The sequence below is a fragment of the Bacillus sp. RB3 genome, assembly GCF_030164735.1.
Classification (GTDB): Bacteria; Bacillota; Bacilli; order Bacillales; family Bacillaceae_G; genus Bacillus_A; species Bacillus_A cereus.
This window is the reverse complement of record NZ_JASNGE010000004.1, coordinates 39,782-59,350: the sequence shown is the minus strand read 5'-3', so window position 1 is coordinate 59,350 and position 19,569 is coordinate 39,782. Positions and strand designations below refer to the sequence as shown.

The window sequence follows — 19,569 nt, the reverse complement described above, 5'->3', positions numbered from 1 at the left end:
GCCAGACGTATGACAAGTTCTTTAGTGTACTATTGTTGAATTGCTGCATCTAAAGCGATTTCAATCATTTCGTTAAATGTAGTTTGACGCTCTTCAGATGTTGTTTCTTCGCCAGTGAAGATGTGATCGCTAACTGTTAATACTGATAATGCATTTACACCGTATTTCGCTGCTAATGTGTAAAGAGCAGTTGTTTCCATTTCTACTGCTAATACACCGTAATCTCCAAGTTTTTTAACCATGTCCATGCTTTCACGATAAAACACATCTGCTGTTAAAACGTTACCGACACGAACGTGTAATCCTTTTTCAGTTCCAGCATCATAAGCTTTCTTTAAAAGGTCAAAGTTTGCAGCTGGTGCAAAATCAAATCCTGGGAATGTTAAACGGTTCATATTAGAATCAGTACAAGCCGTCATTGCGATAATAACATCACGAACTTTTACATCTTTTTGAATTGCACCGCAAGTTCCAACGCGAATTAAATTTTTAACTCCGTAGCTTTGGATTAATTCGTTTACATAAATAGAAATAGAAGGAACACCCATACCTGTACCTTGAACAGATACACGTTTTCCTTTATAAGTTCCAGTGAAACCTAACATACCACGCACATTATTATAGCAAGTAACGTCCTCTAGAAATGTTTCAGCGATATATTTTGCACGTAATGGATCACCAGGTAATAGAATAGATTCAGCGATTTCACCTTGTTTTGCTTCGATATGTACACTCATAAAAAAGTCCTCCTTATAATGTATTGATAGAAATCAATATCATTTGCATTATACACTACGAATCCTTTCAATTAAAATCTTTTTATTATTTGTAATATGTGCAAAATAGGAGGATTTCATAAATCATAATCTAGAATATATATCTTAAGAAGTTTTGTATGAATAGAGACAATAAAAATGGTAGGTGATGTTTTGAAAAATCTTGTCATTGGGCTTATTGCGTTAGTACTTATTGTGGCAGGAGGATTTTACATAAAAAAATATCAAGAAAACGAAGAGACTGTAGGAGATGTTCAGGAAGTAAAGTGGGATGTTTCGAATGGAAAGGGAAATGAGAAAGTAGATATTGTATTTCAGTTGTTAAACAACAAGAATAATGAAATTCGTGGTGTAAATGATCAAATGCGGGCAGTGATTGTAGATGGACAGTTAAAAAACATACAACAAATTAAACCCACATTTGCAGGGAACGGGTCATATAAGTTATCTTCCAAAATAGCGAAAGACGAAGAATATACAATATTTTTATACGAAGACAAAAATAAGTCCGTAGAGTCATTCGCTAGGAAGAATTTTGGTAGAACGAAAGAGGAGAACAATAAGAAAAAAGTGAAATTTCCAATCGACAGTGTACTTACAAAAAAAATAGGAGAGTATGAAGTTTCTCTTTTATTTGGTGCATTACATCCGAATGAACCAGTTACGTTAACATTTCAGTTTCAAGCGAAAAAGGGTGAAAAATTGAAATTGCATTCAGAGAGAGGAGAAGTAGAGTCACTCTATATAGTGGATGAAACGAAGGAGAATTTTTTATACGCTATGCCTGTAGATACAGATGAACAATTACAATACCGAATTACATTTCCTGCCGAGGGCACGTATAAAATGTGGGGGAATTTCTATATAAATGGTAAGAAGTATGAAAAAGAATTTATTGTACAAGTTCAAAAAAGAAAAAACAGCTAAGAATTTAGCTGTTTTTTCTTTTTCCTATTAATTTTGTTACAGAGAGCATTGTAATTGGTAAAGAATGATTCTTCCTAAATGCTAAATATTTACCGCTCCATGCTGGTTTATATTTTTCTTTAAAATGTCGTAATCCGCTGAAACTATACGTATAACGAACGTTATTAAAGATTGCAGCAGCCACTCGTTCAGACCAGAAAGACTGTGTGGATAAACCAACATTTGAAAGTGGTGCCATACCGATATTAAAGGAGTGGTATTCATTTTCTTTTGCCCACTGGAATAAGTGGATGAAAATTGCGTCCATAATGCCGCTAGGCGCATCTGGATAATATCGCATTAAATCGACAGATAATGATCCGTTTTGATATACAGGCATGAATGTTGTGAATGCAATAATTTTTCCATCCGCATCAGATAATGTTGCGATAGGAGCGCGACTAATATATTCACGATCGAAGTATCCGAGTGAAAAACCTTTCTCTTTTTTTCCACCAAGCCATGCATCTGAAACTTTTCTTAACTCTTCATATAATTCGTCGGAGAAAGGTGGCTCATGAATAGAGAATGTATAGCCTTCTCTTTCAAAACGGTTGAAAGTAGCTCGCATGCCAGCGCGTTTCTTTCCTGTTATTGTAAAGGTATTTAAATCAACAACAGCTTCTTCACCAAGCTTAAAGAAGTTATAACCAAAATCGTGGTATAAACTCATCCATTTACTTTCAATTTGATAGAATACACAAATGTATCCAAATCGATCAGCCTCAGCTAAAAACTCTTGCAATACAGTACGATAGGAGGAAGGGTCCCCAATTGGATCACCTAGTACAATAAGTCGTTTTCCAGTTATTGAGAAGAGAATGAGTGCTTTTCCATCACTACTGAAAAAGAACTGTTTATCTCCTAAAAAACCTAAATGACTAAGTACATTTCCACCATGTTCATCTAAGAAGTTTTGTAATCGTTTATCATTAGCTGGTTGCCCGGGAAATTCATTTCGATAACGATTTGCAATGAGTGAACCAATTAGTAAAAAAGTAGGAACAAAAAAGGCAGCTGCTAATGCACTTCGTTTCACTTGTGTAATATTACGAACGACAAAATCAGGTTTGAAAGCTTCTTTTGCACCTGCAAATAAAATACCTAAGTTTTTATATAAATATAACGTTACAAGTAGGAATATAAAAACTTTTACGATATCGGAAAGTGAGACTTCCATTTTCTCACGTACAAACCTTTTACGAAGCATATACAATACAGCGAGTACGATTAATAAAATAAAAGTTTCTTCAACATCAATTCCTTTTAGTGTGTTAAAAATAGCCGCTCCAATTAAAGAAACAATCGTCATATAATAAGAACGTTTTGTTCCGTAATATATCCCCCGCGAAAGAATGAGGAGGAGAATACCGAATGTTAGCGATAAGCTAAAAGAAAATTGAATAAGATGTTTTGGAGCTAGAATATGTAAGGCGTGTGCCCGATTTATACTTGTCGGTAGAATGGTTGATAAAATAACCATTAAGCCAGCAAATACTGTTAAAGCAGCAGATGCCCAAGAACCTAACTTTCCTAGAAAGTCACGCTGCAAAGTCCATATAACACCAGTTGTCTCTAATGCAGGCGCAATAAAAGGTTTATCTTCAAACTTTTTAATGGCTACTCCTGTCATTTCAAAAGCTGCAAAAATGAGACCAAGGCAGAAGGGCAAGATGTAATAGACGAGACGATATAATAACATAGCAGGGAGTAAAACACCTGTATCGATGCCGTATTGCCCAAGCCCAGTTAAGAAGACAAGATCAAATGATCCAAGGCCACCAGGAACAAGACTAACGACACCAGCTAAAGCAGCAATAACATATACGCCTAAAAACTTTTGGAATTCGATTTCAATGCCAAATAATAGTAATATGACGTACATAACAATACCAGCAGATACCCATTCGACTAATGAAACTAATGAGTATAAAACAGTTGGGTTTTTCTCCTCTTCTTCTTGTTCCTCTGTTTGCGTCGCTTTTCTATTTTTTAATTTAGAAAATCCGATATATATAGGGACGAAAAGAGCGAAGAAGATAAGAACAGGCCATAGCCATGGTTTTTCATGCAAAATAAATCTCGTGTCTAATATTCCGATGAGACCAAGAAATGAAAGAATGGCTAATCCATTAATAAAGGCAGTTGTCATCCAAGCGATACTTTTAATAAGTTTTCCATTTTCTTTTATATATGGACGATAAAGCATTGTGCGTACGCCGGCTCCAACAAGACCACCAAACCCGATAAATCCATTTAAAGTATTAGCAATCCACGAGATACGGAAAATCTTTTGGACAGGGATATCAGCTTTTAAGTAACGAAGCATAACATAGTCATAAAAGAACATTGTTGATACAGCGAATGCACCAAGTGTAATTGCTAAAAAGACTCCTCCAGTTGGAATGTTTTTAATTGTATCAATCGCTTCTAAAAAAGAAATGCCCGCTAATTCTTTTTTTGCTTGAAAGAATACAATTGTTAATACAACAAATGGGAAGACAATTTTCCCGATTTGTAAGAAACGTTTCCATGAAAACGACATAAATACAACTCTCCTTGTATAAGAAAACTGAGACAATAATATTATTATGACAAACTTCAAGAAAAATAAAAAGGTAAATTCCTGTATAGGCGAGCTATTTTTTATATAGGTATATTTAAAAGAATATTTTGTTTATCAGAAAATTAAGTTAGAATAAGATGAAAGAGGGGGAGGGGAGTATATGATTATAAAAGGTTACGTAGGATATGAGTTAGAAAAAGCGAAACCTAATACATCAGAAGATTTTTTTAACAGATCTGAAGTGACATATATATTAAATGGTAAAGAGAAAACTTTTTCGGTTTTATACGTTCGATATTTTGAAGAAGTTTTACAAGAAATTACTCCTTTTGAAGGAAATCCAGTGTATAAAGTAGAAGAACAAAACATATATTTGCGTGATATTGTAGCGATATGTTGTTTAGTGAAAGATAAGGAGCTTCGTGCGCAAAAACGTTTGTATTTAAATAATATGGAAGAATTTCAACAATATTTTGATGAGGGAACGGTGTCGAAAGTACAAGAAATATTGGCTGAATTACATAAAAATAAAAGAGTAGAAATAGCGTGAAATGGCAAAGGAGAGAGAAAAATGTCTAATTTGATGGTTGAAAATCAAACAGAACAAGTTTCTATATTTTTAGAAGATGCTATTAATTTGATAACTAATTATGTAAATTATCATACGTTACCTTCTTTATTAGAGGAAACACCAGCAGGGAATGAGCAATATTATAAAGGGGTATTAGCATCAATGAGACGACTTCTCGTTTTTTGCGAAGAAGGACAGGATGCATGTTTTGTTTTGTTGAATAGCCAGCCATTTCGAAAAACAGCAGCTGAAAAAATTTTATATAAGATTTACCATCAAGTAATTGCAGAGTTTTTTTCACCAAAGAGTGATCATTGGTATGAAAATAGTCGGTCTGCATATACAGGGAAAAATTCTATCGTTTTTCAACAAACACCACCTGCATCTTTGGAGCAAGTGATGAAGAGTTTAGAAGGTAAATTTCAATTGATGCGTGAAGAACTAGAATATTATGAGACGGATTATCAGACAAAGATGTTACACAAATATTGATTGAGGAAAAGAAGCTAAGGTTACTTAGCTTCTTTTCCTTTTGTACAGTTATATAAGGGATTTTCATTGAATATAGTTAAGTGGATAGCATTAGGGAGGTGCAACATGAATCAGCAAGGTGTATTTACAGATTACTTTCATGAAGTAGAAAATTGGTGTGAAAGTGTTCTTCACGTATTAGATAGCCGCGCAATGGAAGTGTATGATGTCCATATGCTTGCCTATAAAATTCAGACGTTATTAGAGCGTATGAAAGAGCATGAGTATGAAACAGATGCAGAGTTTATGTATGAAATAAGCGATGATGTAGAACATATTCAGCATCACTTGCAGGAAGTATTTATGCAAGAAGAAGAGGAATATGAATTATATGAAAGAGGGGATAGTGAACGAGCTGTCCCGATTGGAGGACATACACTCCCGCCATTACCTTATCCGTATAATGCATTAGAACCGTATATTTCTAAAGAAATTATGATGTTACATCATGATAAACATCATCGGAGTTACGTGGAAGGGTTAAATAAAGCAGAGAAGATGATGGAAGAAGCGAGAAAAACAAATAAATTTGATTTAATTAAGCATTGGGAAAGGGAAGCGGCTTTTCATGGGTCAGGTCATTACTTACACACGATATTTTGGAATAACATGAAAAAAGACGGTGGTGGAAGTCCAAGAGGAGCTTTTTCACAACAAATTGAACAAGATTTTGGGAGCTTTTTACGTTTCCAAAAACATTTTACAGAAGCGGCCTCTAAAGTAGAAGGTTCAGGCTGGGCAATTCTCGTTTGGGTACCCCGGTCTGGAAGGTTAGAAATTTTGCAAAGTACACTTCATCAATTATTTACACAATGGGATACGATACCGCTCCTTGTACTAGATGTCTGGGAACATGCGTATTATTTACAATACCAAAATCGAAAAGATGAATATATTAAAAACTGGTGGAATGTTGTAAATTGGCCTGATGTAGAAAAAAGGTTTGAAACTGCGAAACAAATTGAATGGACACCATATTAGACGCAAATTCTCTGCGTCTTTTTTAATGGAAGTAGAAGGAAGATTTCGTTCATATTTTAAAAGGCCAAGCATACACTTGTACAAAAAGTGCCAAAAGGACGTGGGGGGAAATATGAGACGAATTTGTGTAATCATTACGCTTCTTATGATGTATGCAAGCGTTATGCCGATTCCTACATATGCAAAGATGAACAGCAATGTCAGTGCTCGAAATGCTGTATTAATGGAGCAACAGTCTGGTCGTGTATTATACGGAAAAGCAGAACATGAGCCTCAAAAAATTGCTAGTATAACAAAAATTATGACCGCCTTATTAGCTGCTGAATCAGGGAAGATGAAAGAAATGGTATCAGTTAGTAATGAAGCGGTGAGGGTGGAAGGATCGGCAATCTATTTAAAGCCTGGACAAAAAGTGAAGTTAGAAGATTTAGTATACGGACTCATGCTTAGATCTGGTAATGACGCAGCGCAAGTAATTGCTGAAAGTGTGGGTGGGAGTATAGATGGATTCGTATATTTAATGAATCAAAAAGCGAAAGAAATTGGAATGAAAGATACGCACTTCTCAAACCCTCATGGCTTAGATGGAGATGGATCACATTATTCGTCGGCTTACGATATGGCATTATTAACGAAATATGCAATGGGAAACGAGACATTTAAGAAAATCTTTGGAACCAAAACATATAAATCAGATTCTTGGGATTACCCGTGGAAAAATAAACATAAGCTGGTAACGTCTTATTATGAATTTGCAACAGGAGGAAAAACAGGCTTTACGAAGAAAGCTGGGCGAACGCTTGTGACAACGGCATCAAAAGATGGACTAGATTTAATTGTCGTAACTTTGAGTGCCTCTAGTGATTGGGATGATCATATGAATTTGTTTGATAAAGGTTTTGAACGTTTCAAACAAACGAAAGTTTTAGGACAAGGAGCAATTGCTGAAATAAATGAAAAGAAGTATGCCAACCATGTTTATACGAAAAATAGTTTTTCGGTACCGTTAACTGAAGAAGAAAAAAAGAACGTAGTATTAAAAGTTGAACTCCATAAAAGTATAAAACTTACGGATGGAGTAAAGGTTGGGAAGACAGACATTTATGTTGGTAATGAGAAAGTTGGAGAACGGAATTTATTTTATAGTAAACGGAAGTTAGTAGCTACAACGGGACTTTACTGGAATAATGTGAAAGAAATTTTTTCTTACATGATAGGTGTTGGGAACGATGGTTAATCTCGTATGGGTAGCGATGGCTGTCATTGGGATTGTATACGCCATGATAAATGGAACGATGGAAGAAGTGAATAAAGCTGTATTTGACGGAGCAAAAGATGCGGTAACGATTTGTATAGGACTTATTAGTGTTTTAGTATTTTGGCTCGGTTTAATGAAAATTGCAGAGGAAGCCGGATTGTTAAAAAAATTAGTTACACTTTTTATGCCGATAGTAAAAAGGTTGTTTCCAGAAATACCAAAGGATCATCCGTCTATGGGATTTATTCTATCAAATATGATGGCAAACTTTTTTGGTCTAGGTAATGCAGCAACCCCTCTTGGTATTAAAGCGATGGAACAACTGAAAGAGTTAAATGGAGGAAAGGATTCGGCGAGCCGTTCTATGGTGACGTTTCTAGCATTAAATACATCAGCCATTACATTAATTCCTACGACAGTCATTTCCATTCGAATGACGTATGAATCAGCGAATCCTACTGAAATTGTTGGGGTAACATTTATTGCACAAGTACTTTCTATGATTGGAGCAATTTGGATTGACCGCTATTTTTACCGAAGAAGGAGTAGAAAGGGGCGGAAAAAATGAGTATTGTAAATACAATTTCCTTATGGGTAATTCCTTGTGTAATTGGTTTTATCCTTTTATATGGCACAGTAAAGAAAGTACCGACGTATGAATCGTTCGTTGAGGGAGGAAAAGAAGGGATTCAAATTGCAATTTCCATCTTACCGTTTATGGTTGGAATGCTTGTGTCTATTTCTATATTCCGGTCTTCAGGTGCATTAGACGCAATGATATCGGTAATGAAGCCAATGTTAGATTTGATCCATGTTCCAGCAGAAATTGTTCCACTAGCACTTATACGCCCTATTTCAGGCTCTGCTGGTTTAAGTATTACGACCGATTTAATTGCCACATATGGGCCAGATTCGTTTATTGGGAGATTGGCTTCTACGATGCAAGGGAGTACAGATACGACTTTCTATATTTTAACTGTATATTTTGGAGCGGTTGGGATCAGAAGAATGGGGGATGCACTAAAAGTAGGACTTTTTGCAGATTTAATCGGGATTATATGCTCAATTGTGTTCGTTTCTTTATTGTTTCAGTAATACTATTCATTTTTTACGCTATTTCGCTTATAATACGTATACGACCACTATTAAGGTGTAGCTTAATAGTGGTTTTTTTATGTGGTATTTTTGACAAAATGATGAACTTTTATTGTGAGAAATATGAAAAATATGGACAATAATAAAGGGTAAAAACATGATTTGACCTTTATATGTTTATTATCATCGCTATGTTGTTTAAGTAAGATGAAGCGAATAGCCGTAAAGCGTATGCGGTTGCCAAGTCTTTCTAATGTAAGGTAAGATAAATTCGAGGTGAAAAAAAGAAATGGAACGATTACAAAAAGTGATTGCGCAAGCAGGTATTGCATCGAGAAGAAAGGCTGAGGAATTAATTCAGCAAGGAAAAGTGAAAGTTAATGGAAAAATAGTGAAGGAGTTAGGGACAAAAGTAACTCCTCAAGATAAAGTAGAAGTAAATAACATCCCTCTTGAAAAAGAAGAACCTGTTTATTTTTTACTATATAAACCAACTGGCGTAATTTCAAGTGTATCAGACGATAAAGGAAGAAGTGTTGTAACGGACTTTTTCCCGGAAATTACACAACGTTTATTCCCAATCGGACGCTTAGATTATGATACGTCTGGCGTATTATTAATGACAAACGATGGGGACTTCGCAAACGTATTAATGCATCCTAGATATAAAGTTGAAAAAACATATGTTGCAAAAATAAAAGGGCCATTAACAGGTGAGAAAATTCGCATGTTAGAACGCGGTGTTACGTTAGAAGACGGTAAAACAGCACCAGCACGTGTGAAAATTATTTCTTGGGACAAGCGTAAAGAAATGGCTATTGTACAATTAACAATTCATGAAGGACGTAATCGTCAAGTACGTCGTATGTTTGAAGCGTTAGACTGTAAAGTAGTGAAATTAAAACGTGAACGTTATGCTTTCTTAGAAGTAGGAAGCCTGCGACCTGGTGATGCGAGAGAATTGACACCACATGAGGTGAAACAATTACGCGCGCTTGCTTCTACAAAGCCAAGATAAGCTATAGAGTTAAAAATTCACCAGTGGAGTGCTCTGCTGGTGATTTATTCAATACAACATTTACAGAAGATAATACATAACATTTATCGAGGAGAGGAGAAGTAATATGAAGAAAAATCGCTTATTATTTCGCGTTATTATTCTACTCATTTTATGTGGTGCTGTAGGATTTACCCTTTATCAAGGATTCTTTGCTAATAAAGAGAAAATGCAAATCGGAAAAGAAGCACCTAACTTTGTTGTGACGGATTTAGAAGGGAAGAAAATTGAACTAAAAGATTTAAAGGGAAAAGGTGTATTTTTAAACTTTTGGGGCACGTGGTGTAAACCTTGTGAAAAAGAAATGCCTTATATGAATGAATTATATCCAAAGTATAAAGAAAAAGGTGTTGAAATCATAGCGTTAGATGCAGATGAAACGGATATTGCAGTAAAGAACTTTGTGAACCAGTATGGTTTGAAATTCCCAGTTGCCATTGATAAAGGACAAAAGATTATAGGAACATATGGAGTAGGTCCATTACCGACAAGCTTTTTGATTGATAAAGATGGAAAAGTAGTGGAGCAAATTATAGGTGAACAAACGAAAGAACAGTTAGAAGGGTATTTAAAGAAAATTACTCCGTAATAAAGAAAGCCTTTACATAAGGGGTGCGTGTCTATAGTGCCTCTGGTTTAAAAATTCTGAGTATTGCGGTAACTTGAGGTTAGAATATACAATAGTACATATAGATACAGGGGCGGTGAGAGTGTTGAAAGAAATTAAATGTGAATGTGGACATGTTAATCCGATAGGAACCGTTTTTTGTGAAGCTTGCGGGAAACCATTTGAAAGCAATGAAAATACAAAACTATTGGATATGCGCTATGAGGGGAGTGCACGGAGATCTCTCACGCAGACAAAAACGATAATCGATAAAATTTGGAGCTTTTTCTCTTCTGTAAAAGTGGGTGTATGGCTAATCGTAATAACTTTAGCTGCATCAGCGATAGGAACTATTTTTCCGCAAGAAATGTACATAACTCCAGGGATTGCACCAGCTGAATATTATAAACAAGAATACGGATTTTTAGGACAATTATACTATCAATTAGGGTTTAATAATTTATACGGTTCATGGTGGTATATGATTTTGATTGCTTCTATCGGTATTTCACTTGTGATATGTAGTTTAGACCGTGTTATTCCACTTTATAAAGCTTTAAAAAAGCAAGGCGTAAAAAGACATCCTAGCTTTTTAAAGAGACAGAGATTATATGGGACTGGTACACCGCAAGAAGGTGACCTGGAAAGAGTGCAAAAGAATTTAAAGAAAAGAAACTATAACGTGAAAGTGGAAGACGGAAACGTTTTAGCAGAAAAGGGACGCTTCTCGCGTTGGGGTCCATATGTAAATCATATCGGTCTTATTATCTTTTTATTCGGTGCGATGCTTCGTTTTTTACCGAGTATGTACGTAGACGAAGCACTTTGGTTACGTGACGGTGAAACGAAAGAGATACCAGGGACGGATGGACAATACTACTTAAAAAACGAGAAATTTATAAAAGAAGTTTATGATAAAAGTAAGGACAAGGAAGTTTTTGATGAAGCGATTGATCGTGTAGGCGATAAAATGATTGCGAAAAACTTCCAAACGAATGCCGTATTATATAAAGCAGTAGGAGAAAATATAGCAGGACAAAAACCGAAATTAGAAAAAGTAAAAGAAGCGGAAATTCGAGTGAATGAACCACTGAAATTTGATCAATTTGCAGTGTATCAAGTGGATTATAAAGAAAGTGAATTTAAAAGTATGTCCTTTAACTTACAAAATAAAGAAAATAATCAAAAGTGGGGACCGATTAAAGTAGATTTAACGAATCCTAAGGAAAAATATGATTTAGGAACTGGCTATTCTCTAGAACTATTAAGCTATTTTCCTGATTTTTATTTTGATGAGAATGGAAAACCAAATACGAAAACGAAATTACCAAACAATCCTGCATTTGTATTTAAAATGTTTACACCTGAAACACCAGATGGCGAAGTGAGTTTTGTTGGTATTCAGCAAAATATAGAACCAGATGGAAACAACAAATATAAAATGTCGTTTGCAGGTGTTGAAATGCAAAATGCAACAGCACTTACTGTAAGAAAAGATTTAACGCTTTGGATTCTCGGCATTGGAGGATTTATATTTATGGTTGGTGTCATTCAAGGTATGTATTGGAATCATCGCCGTATTTGGATACAACGTGTTAATGATGAATGGTGGATTGCAGGGCATACAAATAAAAATTGGTTCGGTTTAAAGAAAGATATTGAAAGAGTAATAGAAGGTACAGCAATTCCACAGCCAAATGATAAAGTAATTGATAAAAAAATTAGTTAAGGTGGGGAAACGATATGGTGCAAATAAGTAGTAACTTTCTCTTTACCGCATTTATTTTATATTTAATTGCGACTCTATTTTTTGGAGGAGCCATTAAAGAAAAGGGTCATAAATGGGCAAATGTAGGAATAACGATTACAATTTTAGGGTTTATAGCACAAACAGTATATTTTGTTACAAGGTGGATTGCATCAGGGCATGCGCCAGTTAGTAACTTTTTTGAATTCGGTACATTTTTCGGCATGATGCTTGTAGGAGCATTTATTGTCATGTATTTTATGTACCGTGTAAGCATAATCGGACTATTTGCATTACCAGTTGCGCTTTTATTAATTGCCTATGCAAGTATGTTTCCGAGGGAAATATCTCCGCTTATTCCATCTTTAAAAAGTAATTGGTTACATATTCACGTGACGACGGCAGCAGCAGGACAAGCCATTTTAGCGATTAGTTTTATTACAGGCGTTATGTATTTATTGAAAAATGTAGATCAATCGACGAGAAGTAAACGTACATTTTGGCTAGAGACGGTAGTATTTACACTTGTTTGTACAGTTGGATTTATTGGAGTAACAACGGTATTTTCTAGTATGAAATATGAAGCGAAGTTTCAATGGATTGATAAAAATGAACAACAACTGGAAATGAAGTACAATCTTCCGGCTTTAGTTGGACCGCATGAAGGGAAGTTACTGACAGAAAATAAATTAGAACCGGCAGTTGAAGTTCCAGCAATTGTAAATGCAAAAAAATTAAATACTGTTATTTGGTCAGTGTTAGTTGGAACATTACTGTATATTGTATTAAGACTCGTTTTACGGAAGCGAGTATCGGCGGCACTTCAGCCGTTAGTAAAGAATACGAATAGTGATTTACTAGATGAAATCGGATATCGATCTATTGCAATTGGATTCCCAGTTTTCACATTAGGTGCATTAATTTTTGCGATGATTTGGGCTCAAATAGCGTGGACGCGCTTTTGGGGCTGGGATCCGAAAGAGGTTTGGGCACTTATAACGTGGCTCTTTTATGCTGCAGTACTACATTTACGATTATCTAAAGGGTGGCATGGAGAGAAATCAGCTTGGCTTGCAGTAATTGGTTTTGCAATCATTATGTTTAACTTTATTGTAGTAAACTTAATTATTGCCGGTTTACATTCATATGCATAGAGAAATAAAATAGGAGAGTGCATGTCACTTTCCTATTTTATTTTTGTCAACTTTTCTTCTTTTTTGAGAAAAACATGACAAAGTAGCGGTTGATTTTGTAAAATGATGTCGAGGACATTATATACAGTTCAAAAAAAATACATAGTTTTGGAAAAAAATTGAACAAAATTTATTATTCTTGTGAAGCATAATATGGGAAGTGAAACATTTAGAAGATTGCTTAAATAAACGAGAATAGCGCAACATAATAGTTAAAGAAGGGTAGGTGTGAACCGCTGAGGTGAGAGTACGCAGCGGGTAGAGATGGAAAATGAATCAAGAATTTTAATTGTAGATGATGAGGATCGTATTCGTCGTTTATTGAAAATGTACTTAGAAAGAGAACAATATACGATTGAAGAAGCAGATAATGGTGATACAGCTTTAGAAATGGCGTTGCAAAATGATTACGATTTAATCTTATTAGATCTTATGATGCCTGGTAAAGATGGCATTGAAGTATGTAAAGGGGTTCGTGAGAAGAAAGCGACACCAATTATTATGCTGACAGCAAAAGGTGAAGAAGTAAATAGAGTACAAGGATTTGAAGTTGGAACAGATGATTATATTGTAAAGCCGTTTAGTCCACGTGAGGTCGTGCTACGTGTGAAAGCGGTATTACGTCGTGCTGTACCAACAACATTCTTTACACAAGATACAACGACAAAAGATGTTACTGTATTCCCTCACTTAACAATTGATAACGATGCACACCGTGTTACTGCAGATGGCAATGAAGTAAACTTAACGCCGAAAGAATATGAGTTACTATTATTTTTAGCGAAAGCTCCTGATAAAGTATTCGATCGTGAGCAGCTGTTAAAAGAAGTATGGCAATATGAATTCTTCGGAGATTTACGTACAGTTGATACACATGTAAAGCGTTTACGTGAGAAGTTAAGCAAAAAATCACCAGATGCAGCGAAAATGATTGTTACTGTTTGGGGTGTAGGTTACAAATTTGAGGTTGTGAACGACTGATGCTTTGGAGAAGTGTAGTAGGGAAGTTATGGATGACCATATTACTTCTCGTTTCGTTTGTTCTTGGATTTGTTGCGATTTTACTTTCACAATTTTTTAGAACGTATTATGTTGATATGAGTGAAAATAGACTTCAAAAAGTCGCAACAAGTGTTACGGAATTAATTGAAGAAGGTGCCGATGTAAAAACGATTGAGAACATCGCGTACAAATTCTCTGATCCACTTTCAAGGATTATTATTGTAGAAGATGGCAAGGAAATCTCTTCTTCACCGAAACAAGAAGGGTTAGTCACCCTTACAATGGATAATTTAAAAGAAGATAAAGAATTAGCCGCTGTTTTTACGGACAAAAAAGAAATTAAGAACAACATTAGAAAAGCTTCTGATAGTAGAAAGAATAAAAGCACTGAAAATGATATTGTGATCGTTGGGAAACCAGTGCAATCAAAAAATCAAAGCGCAGTGTTCGTATATGAATCTTTACAAGTGCCAATAAAAGATATGGAGAGAACGACTGATTTCATTTTCTTAGCCGCTGGGATTGCGATTATATTAACAACTTTCTTTGCGTTCTTCTTATCTACTCGGATTACAGCACCGCTTCGTAAAATGCGTGAGGTTGCTTTTGAAGTGTCACGTGGGAAATTTGATGCAAAGGCTCCTATGGTATCTCAGGACGAAATTGGTGAGCTGGCAACGGCCTTAAATCAAATGGGTAAACAGTTGAAGTTTAATATGAATGCTTTGCAGCAAGAAAAAGAACAGTTAGCTAGTATTTTGAGTAGTATGGCAGATGGAGTTATTACGTTAAATCAAGAAGGTGAAGTCGTAGTTATTAATCCACCGGCTGAACATTTCTTACAAGTTTGGCAAGAAGAAAAAGAGATAGAGTTAAGTAAAAAATTACCTTCTGAACTTGTGGAACTATTCCATCTCGTTGTAGAAAGCGAGCAACAACAAGTTGTTGAAATTAATTTACAAAAAGGGAACTATGTAGTTCTTATGACACCACTTTACAATCAAACGAAAATTCGTGGGGCTGTAGCGGTACTGCGAGATATGACGGAAGAACGTCGTCTTGAGAAAATGCGTCAAGACTTTATTGCGAATGTATCACATGAACTTCGTACACCGATGGTCATGCTGCAAGGGTATAGTGAAGCGATTTTAGATGATATTGTGCAAACGAAAGAGGAAATAGATGAGTTTGTTCAAATCATTTATGATGAATCCGTTCGTTTAGGTAAACTTGTAAATGAATTGTTAGATTTAGCTCGTATGGAAAGCGGTCACGTAGAGTTACATATTGGTGAAGTGGACATACATCCGTTTGTGGAAAAAATTGGTCGTAAATTCCAAGGGATTGCAAAGGATAAAGAAGTTGAACTAACAGTTGATTTCCGGAATCAGATTGAAGAATATGCGTTTGATGCAGATCGGATGGAACAAGTGTTGACGAACTTGATTGATAACGCAATTCGTCATACGAATGCGGGTGGACATGTAACGCTTGTAATTGATACGAAAAATAATGGCCTCATTTTTGAAGTACAAGATTCGGGTGTAGGCATTCCAGAAGAGGATATTCCATTTTTATTTGATCGTTTCTATAAAGCTGATAAAGCAAGAACACGTGGGAAAAAGGGTGGAACAGGACTCGGGCTTGCAATTGCGAAAAATATTGTTCAAGGCCATGACGGTAAAATTTCTGTATCAAGTGTTGTTGGAGAAGGAACTACATTCTCTGTATATTTACCGAATCGTATAATTTAGATATGCTTTTTTAAAGTTGATAATGAATAAAGTTCTGCTGTTTTTTATTTTTTTGTAAACTCAATTAAATAAAGAATGGTAGAACTTTTTTCTATCTTGGTCGAATCAAGAATAACAAGAGAGGGTGCTGTGAAGAAATGAAATTATATACAAAAACAGGAGATAAAGGAACGACAAGTGTAATAGGTGGCAGGGTTGATAAAGATGATATCCGTGTGGAAGCGTATGGAACAATAGACGAGGCAAATTCTCATATTGGATATGCAATGACTAAGGTTCAAGGCGGGGCTTTTAGAGATATTTACAATGAGCTCGAAAATATTCAACATGAACTATTTGATTGCGGAGGAGACTTGGCAATAGTGGAACAAAAAATTCCTTATAAAGTGACAATTGAGATGGTTGAAAGTTTAGAAAGAAAGATTGATTTATATATAGAAGAAGCCCCGCCATTAGAACGCTTTATTTTGCCAGGTGGTAGCGAGGCGGCGGCTACTATTCATATTGCACGTACTGTTGTAAGGAGAGCAGAACGCTCTATAGTATCATTGCAAAAAGAAGTGAAAATAAATGAAGTTGTCTTAAAGTATGTAAATAGATTATCTGATTATTTGTTTGCGATAGCTCGAGTAATAAATGCCCGATTACAAGTGAAAGATGTGGAGTATAACCGTAGTGCATTAGTTTTTCGTCATAAGAAAGAGAAGGAAGTGGAGTAATTCACTTTCTTTTTTTGTATACTTTTTTCTGTAATATACCAAAATAGAGAAGGTATGGTGGTAATTAGAAAACGGAGGATGTATATGAAAGTTTTAAAATGCGGCGTCATGTTATTGAGTATGCTGTTTGTATCTCAATTACATGTTTATGCAGAAGAAAATCGATGGACATGGCCTGTTGAAGGTCAGATAAGTGATTATTTTGGGACAAGGCATGGAAAACACTATGGTATTGATGTAGCTGCGCCGATTGGAACGCCTGTGGCAGCTATTCAAGATGGTAGGGTAACGAAGTCTTATTATTCAAGTAGTTATGGAAATGTTGTATTTATTAAACACGGAGAATATGAGGCTGTATATGCACATTTAAATAAGAGATATGTGGGTCAAGGAGATTATATTTCCAAAGGAGAAAAAATTGGAGAAGTAGGGAACACGGGAGAATCGCGAGGTGCACACTTACATCTAGAACTTCATCAAGGAAGATGGACGATGGCGAAAAAGAATGCGATGAACCCATTGCTTGTTTTAAATGAACAAAGAAATGAAGTTGTTTCTTCATCATTATATGTCGTACAAAAAGGGGATACTTTAGTTAGTATTGCACGGAAATTTAGTATGACACTTAAGGAAATTAAAGAAAAAAATGGATTGCAGCAAGAGCTAATTTATCCTAATCAACAATTATATGTTAAGTAAAGGAAACATTTCAAAAATTAAACTTTGAACAAATTTATGTTCTTTTTAAATAAGGTTCAATGTAAATGAAATTATATGGGCGCTTTTGCTAGAACTATTGAGTGAATCAGAGCATCTATATCTAAAAGAAAACCGTCCCAAAATTTATTTTGGGACGGCTTCTTTTACCAAAAAATAAAGACACATATAAATCCAGAAATAGCTATATAGCTATATAAGTAAAAAACTTTTGTTCTTGTTTTCTCTTTTGTTCGAAACAGTACGATAGTCGGTTCAATTAAACCGATTGTCAAACAAAGTAGGCCAAGAAGCATACAACCAATCGAAATAGAATACAGGGCGATTTGTGGTGCTTGAAATGGAATCATCCATTTTAATAAAAATGCAATAAGTGCAGTGTAACAAATACTACCGATGTATTTATTCAGTGGTGTATTAGAACGAAAACCAGGAAGTTTTTTTAAGAAAGAGCGGGAAACAACTTCTGTTTGTAAAGATGTATGCTCTTCAATAATTTTTTGAGCTTCTTTTCCTTTTTGAAAAAGAGATAAGATCCAATTTCGCTCACCCTGAAAAATAAATTGAGAAGTTGTCAAATAGTGATCAATCTTCACTTTATTCCAACTCTTCCACGGATGACGCTCACACAATTTTAATTTACTTTCTGTTTTTTTATCATACTGATAAATACTAATGCCATCTTCATCGAAAGTAGCATAGTATGTCTCGTTTGAGAATGTGCCTAAATCAATTGGGCAGTAGAAAAGTAATTCTTTTTTTAAGTAAAAGTATTCTTTTCTTAAGTTTTTTTTCATTGCTTCTCGAATAGAATGTCTCTTGTCTTTTTTCATGACATTTCCTCCATAACTCAGAAAATGTTCTTATCTTAACAATTCAATATCTTATCACTTTTAATTATATATGACTAGGTAATTCAAAAGAGAAATGCCGAATAATAAAAAATATGGATTGTATTGTAAAATATCTCGCAATTTATTTTTTGTTACGAAAAATAAATAACTAATTTTAAATAAGTTACAATTTTTTAGTTCACAATGTTATGAGGTTGTTGTATAATGAAGGGGAAAATAGAATATCGGTCTATCTTCGGGGCAGGGTGAAAATCCCGACCGGCGGTGATGAACTATTTATGATTTTGTTCTAAGCCCGCGAGCCGTTAAGGCAGGATTTGGTGTAATTCCAAAGCCGACAGTATAGTCTGGATGGGAGAAGATGGAGGTTCAAGCGTTCAAAAAAGATATGGATTTGAACGTCTGTTTGATGTGCCTTAAATTCTCCCTTTGTGTAAAACACAAAGGGTTTTTTCGTTCTATGAAAAAATAGGCATAGCAGAACCTTTCCACTTTCCATGAGATGATCGATGGAAAAGGAGAGAGAAAGATGAAACAAAAAAACAGTGTAGTGCAGATGGTGAGTGTAGCGATGCTAAGTAGTATTGCATATTTACTAATGATGTTAGATTTCCCGTTCCCAGGGCTTCCGCTATTTTTGAAAATTGATTTTAGTGATGTACCAGCTCTAATTGCAGCAATTATCTTTGGACCAGTAGCAGGAGTGATTGTAGAGGCGATAAAGAACATTTTACATTACGGGATTCAAGGAAGTTTAACGGGAGTACCAGTTGGAGAAATTGCAAACTTTATTGCAGGATGTTTATTTATTGGACCAGCAGCTTTCTTATTTAGAAAGTATCGTACTGTGAAGAGTTTAACTACAGGATTAATGCTAGGGACAATTACAATGGCGCTTATTATGAGTGTATTAAACTACATCATCATATTCCCGGCTTACACTTGGTTTTTAAATTCACCGGCTATGTCTAGCGAAGCTATAAGAACAACGGTTGTAACGGCAATCTTACCATTTAATTTAATTAAAGGGATTGTTGTAACAATTGTATTTGTAGCATTATTCTCACGCCTGAAAGTATGGGTGTTTGCAAAAATGAAAAATGCATAATATATATTAAAACCATTAGTAGTGTGAAACTACTAATGGTTTTTTATTAAGGAAAATAAAATTTAGA

Annotated in this window: 19 protein-coding genes and 1 riboswitch; of the genes, 16 read left to right on the top strand and 3 right to left on the bottom strand. The window is 35.1% G+C overall.

The annotated features are described in order from the left end of the window. Positions 1-29: 29 nt before the first annotated feature. Positions 30-737, bottom strand: coding sequence for a purine-nucleoside phosphorylase (gene deoD, locus QO049_RS07775; protein ID WP_000110707.1), 708 nt, complete (start codon positions 735-737; stop codon positions 30-32). Positions 738-914: 177 nt separating this feature from the next. On the opposite strand from deoD, the gene QO049_RS07770 reads away from it, so the two are divergent. After that, positions 915-1,703 carry a hypothetical protein gene (locus QO049_RS07770; protein ID WP_000232610.1) on the top strand — a complete coding sequence of 263 codons (789 nt, stop codon included), beginning with the start codon at positions 915-917 and terminating at the stop codon, positions 1,701-1,703. A 4-nt stretch (positions 1,704-1,707) separates the two neighbouring features. Here the strand turns inward: QO049_RS07770 and mprF are convergent, their stop codons facing one another. Further along, entirely contained in the window at positions 1,708-4,287 is a 2,580-nt protein-coding gene (mprF, locus tag QO049_RS07765) for a bifunctional lysylphosphatidylglycerol flippase/synthetase MprF (RefSeq protein WP_000010892.1), read from the bottom strand. Between the two features lie 181 nt (positions 4,288-4,468). Between mprF and QO049_RS07760 the strand changes: the two genes are divergently transcribed. The 14 genes from QO049_RS07760 (at position 4,469) to QO049_RS07695 (ending at position 17,522) form a co-directional block, all read left to right on the top strand. Beyond that, positions 4,469-4,858, top strand: a complete 390-nt coding sequence (locus tag QO049_RS07760) for a hypothetical protein (RefSeq protein ID WP_000584363.1) — start codon at positions 4,469-4,471, stop codon at positions 4,856-4,858. Between the two features lie 21 nt (positions 4,859-4,879). After that, the gene (locus QO049_RS07755) at positions 4,880-5,371 is read left to right on the top strand and encodes a YpuI family protein (RefSeq protein WP_000067556.1); all 492 of its coding nucleotides are present in this window, start codon (positions 4,880-4,882) and stop codon (positions 5,369-5,371) included. 105 nt (positions 5,372-5,476) lie between these two features. Continuing rightward, positions 5,477-6,391 carry a superoxide dismutase gene (locus QO049_RS07750; protein ID WP_001075739.1) on the top strand — a complete coding sequence of 305 codons (915 nt, stop codon included), beginning with the start codon at positions 5,477-5,479 and terminating at the stop codon, positions 6,389-6,391. 112 nt (positions 6,392-6,503) lie between these two features. Beyond that, the gene (locus QO049_RS07745; RefSeq protein ID WP_001252636.1) at positions 6,504-7,628 is read left to right on the top strand and encodes a D-alanyl-D-alanine carboxypeptidase family protein; all 1,125 of its coding nucleotides are present in this window, start codon (positions 6,504-6,506) and stop codon (positions 7,626-7,628) included. Continuing rightward, positions 7,621-8,217, top strand: a complete 597-nt coding sequence (gene spmA / locus QO049_RS07740; RefSeq protein WP_000247811.1) for a spore maturation protein SpmA — start codon at positions 7,621-7,623, stop codon at positions 8,215-8,217. Before QO049_RS07745 ends, spmA begins: the two co-directional genes overlap by 8 nt. Further along, the gene (gene spmB / locus QO049_RS07735; RefSeq protein ID WP_246962419.1) at positions 8,214-8,744 is read left to right on the top strand and encodes a spore maturation protein; all 531 of its coding nucleotides are present in this window, start codon (positions 8,214-8,216) and stop codon (positions 8,742-8,744) included. Before spmA ends, spmB begins: the two co-directional genes overlap by 4 nt. A 289-nt stretch (positions 8,745-9,033) precedes the next feature. Then, positions 9,034-9,762 (top strand): 23S rRNA pseudouridine(2605) synthase RluB, encoded by a 729-nt coding sequence (rluB, locus tag QO049_RS07730; protein WP_000440556.1) that lies wholly within the window; start codon positions 9,034-9,036, stop codon positions 9,760-9,762. Between the two features lie 106 nt (positions 9,763-9,868). Continuing rightward, positions 9,869-10,390, top strand: coding sequence for a thiol-disulfide oxidoreductase ResA (gene resA / locus QO049_RS07725; protein ID WP_000742194.1), 522 nt, complete (start codon positions 9,869-9,871; stop codon positions 10,388-10,390). 121 nt (positions 10,391-10,511) lie between these two features. Then, positions 10,512-12,137: a cytochrome c biogenesis protein ResB gene (gene resB, locus QO049_RS07720; protein ID WP_000910547.1), complete on the top strand. Its 1,626-nt coding sequence runs from the start codon at positions 10,512-10,514 to the stop codon at positions 12,135-12,137. Positions 12,138-12,151: 14 nt separating this feature from the next. Beyond that, positions 12,152-13,309: a cytochrome c biogenesis protein ResC gene (resC, locus tag QO049_RS07715; protein ID WP_000250081.1), complete on the top strand. Its 1,158-nt coding sequence runs from the start codon at positions 12,152-12,154 to the stop codon at positions 13,307-13,309. 303 nt (positions 13,310-13,612) lie between these two features. After that, positions 13,613-14,329 (top strand): DNA-binding response regulator ResD, encoded by a 717-nt coding sequence (gene resD / locus QO049_RS07710; RefSeq protein WP_000426861.1) that lies wholly within the window; start codon positions 13,613-13,615, stop codon positions 14,327-14,329. Then, positions 14,329-16,104, top strand: a complete 1,776-nt coding sequence (resE, locus tag QO049_RS07705; RefSeq protein ID WP_000964697.1) for a sensor histidine kinase ResE — start codon at positions 14,329-14,331, stop codon at positions 16,102-16,104. Before resD ends, resE begins: the two co-directional genes overlap by 1 nt. Before the next feature lie 137 nt (positions 16,105-16,241). Continuing rightward, entirely contained in the window at positions 16,242-16,823 is a 582-nt protein-coding gene (locus tag QO049_RS07700; protein WP_167320132.1) for a cob(I)yrinic acid a,c-diamide adenosyltransferase, read from the top strand. Between the two features lie 84 nt (positions 16,824-16,907). Continuing rightward, entirely contained in the window at positions 16,908-17,522 is a 615-nt protein-coding gene (locus tag QO049_RS07695) for a peptidoglycan DD-metalloendopeptidase family protein (RefSeq protein ID WP_000866125.1), read from the top strand. A gap of 164 nt (positions 17,523-17,686) precedes the next feature. On the opposite strand, the gene QO049_RS07690 is transcribed toward QO049_RS07695, so the two are convergent. Continuing rightward, the gene (locus QO049_RS07690; protein WP_053512848.1) at positions 17,687-18,373 is read right to left on the bottom strand and encodes a hypothetical protein; all 687 of its coding nucleotides are present in this window, start codon (positions 18,371-18,373) and stop codon (positions 17,687-17,689) included. Positions 18,374-18,621: 248 nt separating this feature from the next. After that, positions 18,622-18,761: riboswitch (FMN riboswitch) on the top strand. A gap of 162 nt (positions 18,762-18,923) precedes the next feature. Between QO049_RS07690 and QO049_RS07685 the strand changes: the two genes are divergently transcribed. Then, the gene (locus QO049_RS07685) at positions 18,924-19,502 is read left to right on the top strand and encodes an ECF transporter S component (RefSeq protein WP_246962429.1); all 579 of its coding nucleotides are present in this window, start codon (positions 18,924-18,926) and stop codon (positions 19,500-19,502) included. The last annotated feature ends 67 nt before the right edge of the window (positions 19,503-19,569 follow it).

Excerpts from the sequence above, each read along its gene's own strand:
- deoD (WP_000110707.1), bottom strand. The coding sequence starts at position 737 with ATGAGTGTACATATCGAAGCAAAACAAGGTGAAATCGCTGAATCTATT.
- QO049_RS07770 (WP_000232610.1), top strand. The coding sequence starts at position 915 with ATGGTAGGTGATGTTTTGAAAAATCTTGTCATTGGGCTTATTGCGTTA.
- mprF (WP_000010892.1), bottom strand. The coding sequence starts at position 4,287 with ATGTCGTTTTCATGGAAACGTTTCTTACAAATCGGGAAAATTGTCTTC.
- QO049_RS07760 (WP_000584363.1), top strand. The coding sequence starts at position 4,469 with ATGATTATAAAAGGTTACGTAGGATATGAGTTAGAAAAAGCGAAACCT.
- QO049_RS07755 (WP_000067556.1), top strand. The coding sequence starts at position 4,880 with ATGTCTAATTTGATGGTTGAAAATCAAACAGAACAAGTTTCTATATTT.
- QO049_RS07750 (WP_001075739.1), top strand. The coding sequence starts at position 5,477 with ATGAATCAGCAAGGTGTATTTACAGATTACTTTCATGAAGTAGAAAAT.
- QO049_RS07745 (WP_001252636.1), top strand. The coding sequence starts at position 6,504 with ATGAGACGAATTTGTGTAATCATTACGCTTCTTATGATGTATGCAAGC.
- spmA (WP_000247811.1), top strand. The coding sequence starts at position 7,621 with ATGGTTAATCTCGTATGGGTAGCGATGGCTGTCATTGGGATTGTATAC.
- spmB (WP_246962419.1), top strand. The coding sequence starts at position 8,214 with ATGAGTATTGTAAATACAATTTCCTTATGGGTAATTCCTTGTGTAATT.
- rluB (WP_000440556.1), top strand. The coding sequence starts at position 9,034 with ATGGAACGATTACAAAAAGTGATTGCGCAAGCAGGTATTGCATCGAGA.
- resA (WP_000742194.1), top strand. The coding sequence starts at position 9,869 with ATGAAGAAAAATCGCTTATTATTTCGCGTTATTATTCTACTCATTTTA.
- resC (WP_000250081.1), top strand. The coding sequence starts at position 12,152 with ATGGTGCAAATAAGTAGTAACTTTCTCTTTACCGCATTTATTTTATAT.
- resD (WP_000426861.1), top strand. The coding sequence starts at position 13,613 with ATGGAAAATGAATCAAGAATTTTAATTGTAGATGATGAGGATCGTATT.
- resE (WP_000964697.1), top strand. The coding sequence starts at position 14,329 with ATGCTTTGGAGAAGTGTAGTAGGGAAGTTATGGATGACCATATTACTT.
- QO049_RS07700 (WP_167320132.1), top strand. The coding sequence starts at position 16,242 with ATGAAATTATATACAAAAACAGGAGATAAAGGAACGACAAGTGTAATA.
- QO049_RS07695 (WP_000866125.1), top strand. The coding sequence starts at position 16,908 with ATGAAAGTTTTAAAATGCGGCGTCATGTTATTGAGTATGCTGTTTGTA.
- QO049_RS07690 (WP_053512848.1), bottom strand. The coding sequence starts at position 18,373 with ATGAAAAAAGACAAGAGACATTCTATTCGAGAAGCAATGAAAAAAAAC.
- QO049_RS07685 (WP_246962429.1), top strand. The coding sequence starts at position 18,924 with ATGAAACAAAAAAACAGTGTAGTGCAGATGGTGAGTGTAGCGATGCTA.